This window comes from Kineococcus gurbantunggutensis, assembly GCF_050871925.1.
Lineage (GTDB): Bacteria > Actinomycetota > Actinomycetes > Actinomycetales > Kineococcaceae > Kineococcus.
On sequence record NZ_JBJLSG010000149.1, the window covers coordinates 1 to 12269 of the forward strand.

Consider the following 12269-nt stretch of genomic DNA (forward strand, 5'->3'; position numbering starts at 1 on the left):
CCCCACGACGCCGTTGTACACAACGCTGTCGGGGGCGGCCGTGTGGCGCCCCCCCACCCCCCCCCCCCCGCCCCCCCCCCCCCCCCCCCCCCCCCCCCCCCCCCCCCCCCCCCGGAGCCGCTGCCGGTGCCGGTGGCCGACAACCACACCCACCTGGACTCCGAGGCCTCCGAGGCGGAGGTGGCTGCGCTGCTGGCGGCCGCCACCGCCGCCGGCGTGCCGCGCTCGGTGCAGATCGGCTGCGACCTGCCCGCCGCGCGCTGGACGGTGGCGGCGCTGGACCGCCACCCCGAGCTGCTGGGCGGGGTGGCGATCCACCCCAACGAGGTGCCCGCCCTCGTCGAGCGCGGTGAGCTGGGCGCCGCGCTGGCCGAGGTGCGCGAGCTGGCCCGGCACCCGCGCGTGCGGGTGGTGGGCGAGAGCGGCCTGGACCACTTCCGCACCCCGCCCGAGCAGTGGCACCTGCAGGAGGACTCCTTCCGGGCGCACATCGCCCTGGCCAAGGAGCTGGGCCTGGCGCTGCAGGTCCACGACCGCGACGCCCACGAGGACGTCCTGCGGGTGCTGGCCGAGGAGGGCGCGCCGGAGCGCACGGTCTTCCACTGCTTCTCCGGCGACGCGGCGATGGCCCGGGTGTGCGCCGACGCCGGCTACTACCTCTCCTTCGCGGGCACGGTGACGTTCAAGAACGCCGAGCCGCTGCGCGAGGCCCTGCGCGCCGCCCCGCGCGACCGGGTCATGGTGGAGACCGACGCGCCGTACCTGACGCCGGTGCCGCACCGCGGCCGGCCCAACGCCGGCTACCTCGTGCCGCTGACCGTGCGCTCGATGGCCGAGACCCTGGGCGCGGACCTGGAGGAGCTGTGCGCGCAGCTCGCCGCCACCACGGAGGCGGTCTACGGGCCCTGGTGAACCCGCGCCGGCGCCGGTGAGCTGCGTCACACCGCTGCGGCCCGGCGCGGCCGCCGCCGCGACCGCGGGCGCCCGCCGAACCCGCTGCGCCGCAGCGGTGGTGACGCCCGGTCACCGGGTGTCCCTCGCCCGGCCCAGCTTGATCACGTTGAGTGATCGTGCTTGAGCGATCACGGGAACTTGTCGAAGAGGTCTCAGCGCGGTTACGTTCCCGCGCAGTCGGCCGGATCGAGCAGGCCGGGCGCCGCGCCGACGTGGGGGACGGGGGTCCCCCTCACCGCGGCCGCGCCCGGGCTCGTGCCCGGGAAGCACGTCGAAGGATCCCTCGTGCAGTTGCGCAAGCTCGTCCCCGCCACCTCCCGCACCCTCGGGCTCGTCGCCGGGGGCACCGCCCTCGTCGCCGTCGTCGGCGGCACCGTGGCCTTCACCGCCCTCGACAAGGACGTCACCGTCGACGCCGACGGCGCCCGCACCGAGCTGAGCGTCTTCGGCGGCACCGTCGCCGACGTCCTCGAGGCCCAGGGCATCGAGGTCGGCCCCCACGACATCGTCGCCCCCTCGCCCGGCACCGACGTCTCCGACGGCACCACCGTCGTCGTGCGCTACGGCCGCCAGCTCACCCTCACCCTCGACGGCGAGCAGAGGACCCACTGGACCACCGCCCGCACCGTCGACGAGGCCCTCGCCGACCTCGACGTGCGCGCCGACGGCGCCAAGCTGTCCGCCTCCCGCTCGCAGCCGCTGGGCCGCCAGGGCCTCGCCCTCGACGTGGTCACCCCCAAGAGCACCGTCGTCGTCGCCGACGGGCAGGAGCGCCCGGTGACGACCACCGCCACCGACGTCGCCGCCCTGCTCGCCGAGACCGGCGTCACCGTGCGCCCCGGCGACGAGGTCTCCGTCGACACCGCGATGCGCATCACCCCCGACCTGCGCGTGCAGGTGGTGCGCGTGGACCGCTCGCAGAGCACCGAGCGGGTCGCCCTGCCGCACGGCAGCCGCACCGAGGAGACCGGCGAGCTCTTCCAGGGCGAGCGCCGGGTCGTGGCCGAGGGCGCCGACGGCTCCAAGACCGTCACCTTCGACGACGTCTTCCGCGACGGCGTGCGCGTGACCCACGACGCCGTCGGCGAGACCGTGGACGCGCAGCCCGTCGACCGGGTCGTGCAGGTGGGCACCAAGGAGCGGCCCGAGCCCGCTCCGAAGCCCGCACCGGCCCCGGCGGCCGCGAGCACCCCCTCGTCCTCCTCCTCGTCCTCCTCCTCGTCGTCCTCGTCGTCGTCCTCCGGCGGCGGCTCCGTGGGCGGCGGCGTGGACTCCCTGAACTGGAGCGCGCTGGCGGCCTGCGAGTCCGGCGGGAACCCGGGCATCGTCTCCGGCAGCGGCAAGTACCACGGCCTGTACCAGTTCAGCGTCTCCACCTGGCGCGCCGTCGGCGGCAGCGGCCTGCCCAGCCAGGCCTCGGCCGCCGAGCAGACCTACCGGGCCAAGCTGCTGTACCAGCGCGCCGGTGCCGGACAATGGCCCGTGTGCGGCAAGCGCCTCTGACCACCACCGCCCGCCCGGCCCCGCGCCCGGCGAGCTCCGCGACGACCCGTGCGACGGGGGCCCCGTGTCCCTGCTGAGCGCCGGCGACGTCCGCGAGCTCGCCGGGCGCCTCGGCGTGCGGCCCACCAAGACCCTCGGGCAGAACTTCGTCGTCGACGCCAACACGGTGCGGCGCATCGTGCGGGTGGCCGAGCTGGCGCCCGACGACGTCGTCGTCGAGGTCGGCCCCGGGCTCGGCTCGCTGACCCTGGCCCTGCTGGAGGTCGTCGACCGGGTCGTCGCCGTCGAGATCGACCCCGTGCTGGCCGCCGAGCTGCCCGCCACCGTCGCCGCCCGGGCCCGGCCGGGCACCACCCTGGAGGTGGTGCTCGCCGACGCCGTGGCCGTCACCGAGCTGCCCGGCCCCGAGCCCACCGCCCTGGTGGCCAACCTGCCCTACAACGTCGCCGTGCCGGTGCTGCTGACGATGCTGGCGCGCTTCCCGTCCCTGCGCAGCGGGCTGGTCATGGTGCAGTCCGAGGTCGCCGACCGCCTCGTGGCCGGCCCCGGCAGCCGCACCTACGGCGTGCCCAGCGTCAAGACCGCCTGGTACGCGCGGGCCCGGCGGGCCGGCGCGGTGCCGCCGCCGGTGTTCTGGCCCGTGCCGCGCGTGGACTCCGGCCTGGTCGCCTTCACCCGCCAGCCGCCCCCGGAGACCACCGCGAGCCGCGAGGAGGTCTTCGCCGTCGTCGACGCCGCCTTCGCCCAGCGCCGCAAGACGCTGCGCGCCGCCCTGGCCGGGTGGGCCGGCTCCGCCGCCGCCGCCGAGGGCGCCCTGCGCGCCGCGGGGGTCGACCCCGGCGCCCGCGGCGAGCAGCTCGACGTGGCCGCCTTCGCCCGGATCGCGGCGCACCGCCCGCCCGCCGCCACGCCGTAGGGTCTGACCCCGTGTCCCGCAGTCCCGCGCAGGCGCCCGTCACCGCCCGCGCCCCGGCCAAGGTCAACCTCCTGCTGGAGGTCGGGCCCCGCCGCGACGACGGCTACCACGACCTGCTCACCGTCTTCCAGGCCCTGGACCTCAGCGAGGACGTCACCGCCTCGCCCGCGCGGGGCTTCTCCGTGGAGGTCTCCGGCGAGGACGGCGTCGACGTGTCCGGGGTCCCCCTGGACGAGCGCAACCTCGCCCTGCGCGCCGCCCTGCTGCTCGCCGAGCGCGCCGGCGTGCGCGCCGGCGCGCACCTGAGCGTGCGCAAGGGCGTGCCCGTGGCCGGGGGCATGGCCGGCGGCTCCGCCGACGCCGCGGCCGCCCTGGTGGCCTGCGACGCGCTGTGGGGCACCCGCCTGGGGCTGCCGGCGCTGACCGAGCTGGCCGCCGAGCTCGGCGCCGACGTGCCCTTCTGCCTGCACGGGCGCACCGCGGTGGGCACCGGCCGCGGCGACCGCCTCGTGCCCGTGCTGACCACCGCCGCCTTCCACTGGGTCCTGGTCCTGCACGGCGCGGGGCTGTCCACCCCGGCCGTCTTCGCCGAGTGCGACCGGCTGCGCGCGGCCGGCGGGGCCGGCCCGGCCGCCGCGCCCGAGGCCGGCGAGCGGCTGCGCGCCGTGGAGGCCGCGCTGCGCGCCGGCGACCCGCGCGCCCTGGGCGCCGCCCTGGGCAACGACCTGCAGGAGGCGGCCTGCTCGCTGGCGCCCGAGCTGACCGGCGCCCTGCGGTCGGGCGCCGACGCCGGCGCCCTGGCCGGGCTCGTCTCCGGCTCCGGGCCCACCGTGGCGCTGCTGGCCGCCTCCGCGCCCGACGCGCGCCGCCTGGCCGGGCGGCTGCGCGCCGAGCACGGCCCGCGGGTGCGCACCGCCCACGGGCCCGTGCCCGGCGCCCGCGTCCTCGAGGCCGTGCGCGCGCGCTGACCGGCCCCCGAACCACCCGCCCGCGCGGCGCACCGCCCGCGCACCGCACCCCCTGGAGGAGCACCGTGCCCGCAGCCAACCTGGTCAGCGCCGAGGCCCTGACCGTCGTCCACGGCTCGCGCACCCTGCTCGACGGCGTCTCCCTCGGCGTGTCCGAGGGCGACCGGATCGGCGTCGTGGGCCGCAACGGCGACGGCAAGTCCACCCTGCTGCGCCTGCTCGCCCGCCAGCAGGAGCCCGACGGCGGCCGCGTCACCCACACCGGCGGGCTGCGCATGAGCGTGCTCGCGCAGGCCGACGCGCTGGCGCCGGGCACCAGCGTGCGCGACGCGGTCCTGGGCGACCTGCCCGAGCACGCCTGGGCCTCCCAGCCGCGGGTGCGCGACGTCGTCGCCGGGCTGCTCGGCGACCTGGGGGCCTCCGACGTCGGCGGCCTGGAGGCCGCCGTCGACACCCTCTCCGGCGGCCAGCGCCGCCGCGTGGCGCTGGCCGCGCTGCTGGCCGCCGACCCCGCCGGCGAGCTGCTCGTCCTCGACGAGCCCACCAACCACCTCGACGTCGAGGGCGTGGCCTGGCTGGCCCAGCACCTGCGCACCCGCTGGGCGCCCGGCGCCGGCGCGATGCTCGTGGTCACCCACGACCGCTGGTTCCTCGACGCCGTGTGCGAGCGGGTGTGGGAGGTGCACGACGGTGTCGTGGACGCCTACGAGGGCGGCTACGCCGCGTACGTGCTCACCCGCGCCGAGCGCGCCCGCGTGGCCGCCGTCACCGAGGAGCGCCGGCAGAACCTGCTGCGCAAGGAGCTGGCCTGGCTGCGCCGCGGGGCGCCGGCGCGCACCAGCAAGCCGCGCTTCCGCATCGACGCCGCCAACGCCCTCATCGCCGACGTGCCGCCGCTGCGCGACTCCGTGGAGCTGGCCCGGATGGCCACCGCCCGCCTGGGCAAGGACGTGGTGGACCTGGAGGACGTCACCGTCGCCCGCGGCGGGCGCACCCTGCTGGACGACGTCACCTGGCGGCTGGGGCCGGGCGAGCGCGTGGGCGTGGTCGGCGTCAACGGCGCGGGCAAGTCCACCCTGCTGGGCCTGGTCAACGGCGCCGTGCAGCCGGACGGTGGCCGGGTCAAGCTCGGCCAGACCGTGAAGGTGGCGACCCTGTCGCAGTCGGTGCGCGAGCTGGACGAGGTGGCGGACCTGCGCGCCCTGGAGGCCGCCGACCGCGTGGCCAAGCACGTGCGCCTGGGCGACCGCGACGTGCCCGCCGGGCAGCTGCTGGAGCGCCTGGGCTTCACCGCCCAGCGCGCCTGGACCCGCGTCGGCGACCTGTCCGGCGGCGAGCGCCGGCGCCTGCAGCTGCTGCGCCTGCTCATGGGCGAGCCCAACGTGCTGCTGCTGGACGAGCCCACCAACGACCTGGACACCGACACCCTGGCCGCGGTGGAGGACCTGCTGGACGGCTGGCCGGGCACCCTCGTGGTCGTCAGCCACGACCGCTACCTGCTCGAGCGCGTCACCGACCGCCAGGTGGCGCTGCTGGGCGACGGCGCGGTGCGCGACCTGCCCGGCGGGGTGGAGGAGTACCTGCGCCGGCGCGCCGAGGCCAAGGCCGCGCAGGTCGCCGCCCCCGCCGGCGGCGGCGCGGGGGCCGCCGGGGCGGGGGCCGGGCGCGAGCGGCCCGCCGCCGACGGCGCGGCGGTGCGCGCGGCGCGCAAGGAGATGGCGCGCGTGGAGCGCCAGCTGGACCGGATCGCACGCACCGAGGAGCAGCTGCACGCCCAGCTGGCCGAGCGGGCCACCGACCTGGCCGCCGTCACCGAGCTCGACGGGCGGCTGCGGGCGCTGGCCGCCGAGCGCGAGGAGCTGGAGCTGGTGTGGATGGAGGCCTCCGAGCTCCTGGAGTGAGGCCGCCGGCCGGCGCCCCCACCGGTCGCGACCGGCCGTGACCGGGTGTGCGCGCTACGTCGAACGGGTGACCTCTTCCGGTGCAACGCGCACCCGGACGGCCCCGCGGCGCGACTTGTCTTGCACCGTCCGGGTGGCGTTCCCCTACGCTGTGGCGGGCCGCGCGCTCCCATGGGGGTGGTGAACGCGCACGACACCAGGCCGGCGAACCGATCAAGTCCAGGGGGGACTTTGAGCATCAGCGACGCGCCCGGATCCAGGACCGAACCCGGCGAGCTGGAGGACCGCCTGCTCGGCACCTCGCCGGCGGACGCCCACGCCGACGCCGCTCGGCGAGAGCGGCTGCTGCTGCCGCGGCAGCGGGGCTCGCTCGGCCTGCCCGAGCGCACGCCCGCGTGGCAGCGCGACTACGTGCAGAAGATCGTCGCGCTCGACGCGGCCGTCGCCGCCCTGGCCGCGTTCGTGGGCTTCTTCGCCCGCTTCAACGGCCAGCCGGCCGACCTGGAGACCACCGCCGGCCGGGCCGTAGTGGCTTGCGCCGTGCTGCTGCCGGTGATCTGGGTCGTGGCCATGGGCGCCTTCCGCACCTACGAGCCGCGCTTCCTCGGCGTGGGCTCCGAGGAGTTCCACCGCGTGCTCTCGGCGGCGCTGGCCGTGGTGGCCCTCGTCGGCACCTCCTCGTGGGCCTTCGGCCTCGACGTGGCCCGCGGCTACGTCGTGATCGCCTTCCCCATCGCCACCCTGCTCACCCTCGTGGGCCGCTACGCCACCCGCCGGCGCCTGCACGAGCGCCGCTCGCGCGGGGAGGCCGGGCAGACCGTCGTGGCCGTCGGCCACCGCGCCGCCGTGGCCGGCATGGCGCGCCAGCTGCACCGCGCCTCGTACCACGGCATGCGCATCGTCGGCGCCTGCGTGCCCGGCGGGAAGGGCAGCGCCGCCGACGACGCGGAGCTGACCGAGCTGGGCATCCCCGTCATCGGCAGCCTCGACGAGGTGCGCCACGCCGTCACCAGCGTCGACGCCGACGTCGTGGCCGTCACCGCCTGCCCCGAGCTGGACGGCGCGGCCCTGCGCCGCCTGGGCTGGGAGCTGGAGGCCACCCGCGCCGACATGGTCGTCGCCCCGGCGCTGACCGAGGTCATCGGCCCGCGCGTGGCGATCCGCCCCGTGTGCGGGCTGCCGCTGCTGCACGTGGAGCGCCCCGAGCTGGACGGCGTGCGCCGCCTGGCCAAGACCACCGTGGACCGCACGGCCGCCGCGCTGGCGCTGGTGCTGCTCAGCCCCGTGCTGCTGGCCGTCGCCCTGCTGATCAAGCTGGACAGCAAGGGCCCGGTCTTCTTCAAGCAGCAGCGCGTGGGCAAGGACGGCAAGCTCTTCCCGATGTTCAAGTTCCGCTCGATGGTCACCGACGCGGAGAAGCTGCTCATCGACCTGCGCGAGTCCACCGACGGCAACGGCGTGCTGTTCAAGATGAAGGTCGACCCGCGCATCACCCGCGTGGGCCGCGTCATGCGCCGCTACTCCGTGGACGAGCTGCCGCAGCTGATCAACGTGCTGCGCGGGGAGATGTCGCTGGTGGGCCCGCGCCCGCCGCTGCAGGCCGAGGTCGACAAGTACGGCTCCGACATGCGCCGGCGCCTGCTGGTCAAGCCCGGCCTGACCGGCCTGTGGCAGATCAACGGCCGCTCCGACCTGGACTGGGACGAGTCGGTGCGCCTGGACGTGCGCTACGTGGAGAACTGGTCCTTCACGTTCGACTTCATGATCCTGTGGAAGACCGCCGGCGCGCGCGGGCTCAGCCGGCGGCGGGCCCCTCGAAGGGCGCGGCCACCCGGCGCAGCAGCGTGGCCAGCGAGCGGCGCTCGCGCCCGTCGAGCACCGCGAGCATCCGGTGCTCGGCGCGCACCAGGTCCGCCAGGGCGGCGTCGACCACCGCGGCGCCCTCGGCCGTCAGGCGCACCCGCACGCTGCGCCCGTCGTCCGGGGCCGGGCGGCGCTGCACCAGGCCCCGCCCGGCCAGGCGGTCCACGCGGTTGGTCATCGTCCCGCTGGTCACCAGCGTCTGCACGACCAGCTGACCGGGGGAGAGCTCGTGCGGGGCGCCGGCGCGCCGCAGCGCGGCCAGCACGTCGAACTCCCAGGTCTCCAGGGCGTGCGCGGCGAAGGCGTCGCGGCGCAGGCGGTCCAGGTGGCGCGCCAGGCGGGCCACCCGGGAGAGGACCTCCAGCGGCTCCACGTCGAGTTGGGGGGTCTCGCGCCGCCAGGCCGCCACGATGAGGTCGACCTCGTCGGCGGGCGGCCGCGCGCCCGGGGACCGCTCGTCGTCGCCTGCCACGTCAGCGACTCTAGGCCGTGCCCGCGGCGTCCCCGGCCGCCCGCGCCGCCCCCCGCGGCACCGCGCCCGCGGTGCCCGCGGTGCCCGCGGTGCCCGTGCCGCCGGCGGTGCCCGAGCCGCCCGCGGCGCCCCCGCGGGCGCGCGCCGACAGGCTCGGCGAGCGCTCCAGCCCCCTCAGCCCGTTCCAGGCGAGGTTCACCAGGTGCGCGGCGACCTCCTCCTTGGGCGGCTCGCGGGTGTCCAGCCACCACTGGCCGGTCACCGCCACCGTGCCCACCAGGGCCTGCGCGTACAGCGAGGCCGTCTGCGGGGGGAAGCCGCGCGCGGCGAAGGCGTCCACGAGCAGGTGCTCCACCTGCCGGGCGATGTCGGAGATCAGGCTGGTGAAGGTGCCGGGGGAGGCCGCGCCGGGGGAGTCGCGCACCAGGATGCGGAAGCCGTCGGTGGAGCCCTCGATGTAGTCCAGCAGCGCGGTGATCGCGCGCTCCAGCAGCGTGCGCGGGCTGCCCCGGCCCGAGAGCGCCTCCGTGACCGCCGAGAGCAGCGAGGCGATCTCGCGGTCCACGACGACCGCGTACAGGCCCTCCTTGCCGCCGAAGTGCTCGTACACGACGGGCTTGGACACCCCGGCGCGCGCGGCGACCTCCTCCACGGTGGTGCCCTCGACCCCGCGCTCGGCGAACAGGGCGCGGCCGACGACGATGAGCTGCTCGCGGCGCTCCCCGCCGGTCATGCGGGAGCGGGGGCGGGGGGGCACGCCCCCATCCTGCCCGCTGCTGCGCGCGCTGCGCCGACCGGGTGAGGACCGCGGCCGCGCCGGTGGCGCGCGGGTGGCGGCGGGGCGGCGCGCGGGTGACGGCCGGGCCCGCCCGGCGGGCTGGCAGGATGGTCCCGCACCCGGTCCCAGCCCGGGCCGGGTGGTCCTCCCGGGTGGTGTAACGGCAGCACGGCGGGTTTTGGTCCCGTCCAGTAGGGGTTCGAATCCTCTCCCGGGAGCGGAGCGGGCTGGTCGGCCGGGCGCGACCGGCCCGTTATCCTCGGGCCCTGGGTCGGGACCCGACCCGGCCTCCGACGCCCCGAGCCCGCGAGGAGCGCGCCCCGCGTGAGCACCCCCCAGAACCCCGCCGACACCGCACCCGCACGGCCCCCCGCCGAGACCGCCCCCACCGCCGTGGTGGTGCTGGCGGCCGGTGAGGGCACGCGGATGAGGTCGAGCCTGCCCAAGGTCCTGCACCCCCTCGGCGGCCGCCCGCTGCTCGGGCACGCGCTCGCCGCGGCCCGCGCCACCGGCCCCGAGCACCTCGTGGTCGTGCTGCGCCACCAGGCCGAGCGGGTCGCCGAGGCCGTGCGCGCCGCCGACCCGGCCGTCGTGGTCGCCCTGCAGGACGAGGTGCCCGGCACCGGGCGCGCCGTGCGGTGCGGGCTGCAGGCCCTGCCCGGCGACCTGACCGGCACCGTCGTGGTCACCTACGGGGACGTGCCGCTGCTGTCGGCGGGGACCCTGCGCCGCCTGGTCGCCGCGCACCGCGCCGGCGGCAACGCGATGACCGTGCTGACCGCCGAGCTGGAGGACCCCACCGGCTACGGCCGGGTGCTGCGCGACGCGCACGGGGTGGCCGCGATCGTGGAGCAGAAGGACGCCACCGCCGAGCAGCGCGCGGTGCGCGAGGTGAACTCCGGCGTGTACGCCTTCGACGCCGCCGCGCTGCGCGCGGCCCTGGAGCGCGTCGGGCGCGACAACGCCGCCGGCGAGGTCTACCTGACGGACGTGCTGGGGCTGCTGCGCGCGGACGGGCTGCGCGTGGAGGCGCTGGCCGTGCACGACGAGTGGGAGATCCGCGGCGTCAACGACCGCGCGCAGCTCGCCGAGCTGGCCGCCGAGGCCAACGCCCGCACGCTGCGCCGCTGGATGCTCGCCGGCGTGACCGTGGTGGACCCGCGCACCACCTGGGTCGACGACGAGGTGGAGCTGGAGGCGGACACCACGCTGCTGCCGGGCGTGCAGCTGCACGGGCGCACCCGCGTGGCCGCCGGCGCCGTCGTGGGCCCGGACAGCACGCTCACCGACGTCGAGGTCGGCCCCGGCGCCGTCGTCGAGCGCACGCACGGCAGCTCCGCGGTCCTGGGCGCCGGCGCGCACGTCGGCCCCTTCGCCTACCTGCGCCCGGGCACCCGGCTGGGCGAGGACGGCAAGATCGGCACGTTCGTCGAGACGAAGAACGCGCAGATCGGGCGCGGCTCGAAGGTGCCGCACCTGTCGTACGTGGGCGACGCCACGATCGGCGAGCACTCGAACATCGGCGCCGCCTCCGTCTTCGTCAACTACGACGGCGTCAACAAGGCGCGCACCACGATCGGCGACCACGTCCGGATGGGGTCGGACACCATGTACGTCGCACCGGTGACGGTCGGCGACGGCGCCTACTCCGGCGCCGGCACCGTCATCCGCAAGGACGTGCCCGCCGGTGCGCTGGCGATCAGCGTCGCCCCGCAGCGCAACGTCGAGGGCTGGACGGTGCGCAACCGGCCCGGGACCGCCGCCGCCGAGGCGGCGCTGCGGTCGGGTGGGGACGAGACGGGCAGCACGGGCACCACCAACGGCACCGGGGCCACCACCGAGGGCAGGGAGACACAGCGATGACCGGCATCACCACCCAGGGCGAGAAGCGCATGGTGCTCATCTCCGGGCGCGCGCACCCGCAGCTCGCGCAGGAGGTGTCGGAGGCGCTGGGCGCGGAGCTGGTGCCCACCAGCGCCTACGACTTCGCGAACTCCGAGATCTACGTGCGCTTCGAGGAGAGCGTGCGCGGCGCCGACGCGTTCGTCATCCAGAGCCACACCGCGAACGTCAACCAGTGGATCATGGAGCACCTGATCATGGTCGACGCGCTGAAGCGGGCCTCCGCCAAGCGCATCACCGTGGTCGCGCCGTTCTACGGCTACGCCCGCCAGGACAAGAAGGGCCGCGGGCGCGAGCCGATCTCCGCGCGCCTGGTGGCGGACATGTTCAAGACCGCCGGCGCGGACCGGCTGATGTCGGTGGACCTGCACACCGCGCAGATCCAGGGCTTCTTCGACGGCCCCGTGGACCACCTGTGGGCGCTGCCGATCCTGGCCGACTACGTCGGCAAGCGCGTGGACCGCTCGAACCTGACGATCGTGTCCCCCGACGCCGGCCGCGTGCGGGTGGCCGACCTGTGGTCCGACCGCCTGGGCGCCCCGCTGGCGATCATCCACAAGCGCCGCGACCCCAACGTGCCCAACCAGGTGAAGGTGCACGAGGTCGTCGGCGACGTCGAGGGCCGCACCTGCGTGCTCGTCGACGACCTCATCGACACCGCCGGCACGATCGTGCAGGCCGCCGAGGCGCTCAAGGCCAACGGGGCCTCCGACGTCATCGCCACCGCCACCCACGCGGTGCTCTCGGGCCCGGCCGTGGACCGGCTGAAGAACTCCCCGATCTCCGAGCTGGTGGTGACCAACACGCTGCCGATCAGCGAGGAGAAGGACTTCCCGCAGCTGACGACCCTGTCGATCGCGCCGCTGCTGGCCCGCGCCATCCGCGAGGTGTTCGACGACGGCTCGGTCACGAGCCTGTTCGACGGCCACAGCTGAGGCGACCCCCCTCCAGCGGCACCGGGCCGCCCCGCGCACCCGCGGGGCGGCCCCGTGAGGGACCCGCGGCCCGTCCT

8 protein-coding genes, 1 tRNA gene and 2 pseudogenes are annotated in these 12269 nt (G+C 76.7%); 9 read left to right on the forward strand and 2 right to left on the reverse strand.

The window, feature by feature from the left end:
• The first annotated feature begins 42 nt into the window (after positions 1 to 42).
• The 6 genes and pseudogenes from ACRYR7_RS20525 to ACRYR7_RS20550 all read left to right on the forward strand — a co-directional run.
• On the forward strand, positions 43 to 912 hold the full coding sequence (locus ACRYR7_RS20525) for a TatD family hydrolase (protein WP_432573966.1): 870 nt from the start codon (positions 43 to 45) through the stop codon (positions 910 to 912).
• A 327-nt stretch (positions 913 to 1239) separates the two neighbouring features.
• Positions 1240 to 2457, forward strand: a complete 1218-nt coding sequence (locus ACRYR7_RS20530; RefSeq protein ID WP_432573967.1) for a ubiquitin-like domain-containing protein — start codon at positions 1240 to 1242, stop codon at positions 2455 to 2457.
• A 64-nt stretch (positions 2458 to 2521) separates the two neighbouring features.
• Positions 2522 to 3373, forward strand: a complete 852-nt coding sequence (gene rsmA, locus ACRYR7_RS20535) for a 16S rRNA (adenine(1518)-N(6)/adenine(1519)-N(6))-dimethyltransferase RsmA (protein WP_432573968.1) — start codon at positions 2522 to 2524, stop codon at positions 3371 to 3373.
• A gap of 11 nt (positions 3374 to 3384) precedes the next feature.
• Positions 3385 to 4341: a 4-(cytidine 5'-diphospho)-2-C-methyl-D-erythritol kinase gene (locus ACRYR7_RS20540; protein ID WP_432573969.1), complete on the forward strand. Its 957-nt coding sequence runs from the start codon at positions 3385 to 3387 to the stop codon at positions 4339 to 4341.
• Positions 4342 to 4406: 65 nt separating this feature from the next.
• Entirely contained in the window at positions 4407 to 6242 is a 1836-nt protein-coding gene (locus ACRYR7_RS20545) for an ABC-F family ATP-binding cassette domain-containing protein (RefSeq protein ID WP_432573970.1), read from the forward strand.
• 171 nt (positions 6243 to 6413) lie between these two features.
• Positions 6414 to 8015 (forward strand): annotated as a pseudogene (locus ACRYR7_RS20550) (sugar transferase); the annotation flags it as partial.
• A 22-nt stretch (positions 8016 to 8037) separates the two neighbouring features.
• On the opposite strand, the gene ACRYR7_RS20555 reads toward ACRYR7_RS20550, so the two are convergent.
• Both ACRYR7_RS20555 and ACRYR7_RS20560 read right to left on the reverse strand, forming a co-directional pair.
• A complete protein-coding gene (locus ACRYR7_RS20555) occupies positions 8038 to 8577 on the reverse strand; it encodes a MarR family winged helix-turn-helix transcriptional regulator (RefSeq protein WP_432573973.1) in 540 nt (179 codons plus the stop codon).
• Positions 8578 to 8725: 148 nt separating this feature from the next.
• A pseudogene (locus ACRYR7_RS20560) lies at positions 8726 to 9310 on the reverse strand (TetR/AcrR family transcriptional regulator); the annotation flags it as partial.
• Between the two features lie 191 nt (positions 9311 to 9501).
• Here ACRYR7_RS20560 and ACRYR7_RS20565 point away from each other — a divergent pair.
• From ACRYR7_RS20565 to ACRYR7_RS20575, 3 genes are all read left to right on the forward strand, one after another.
• Positions 9502 to 9573: transfer RNA gene (locus ACRYR7_RS20565), tRNA-Gln, on the forward strand.
• 106 nt (positions 9574 to 9679) lie between these two features.
• Positions 9680 to 11218: a bifunctional UDP-N-acetylglucosamine diphosphorylase/glucosamine-1-phosphate N-acetyltransferase GlmU gene (glmU, locus tag ACRYR7_RS20570; protein WP_432573971.1), complete on the forward strand. Its 1539-nt coding sequence runs from the start codon at positions 9680 to 9682 to the stop codon at positions 11216 to 11218.
• Positions 11215 to 12192: a ribose-phosphate diphosphokinase gene (locus ACRYR7_RS20575; protein WP_432573972.1), complete on the forward strand. Its 978-nt coding sequence runs from the start codon at positions 11215 to 11217 to the stop codon at positions 12190 to 12192. Before glmU ends, ACRYR7_RS20575 begins: the two co-directional genes overlap by 4 nt.
• Positions 12193 to 12269 lie beyond the last annotated feature (77 nt).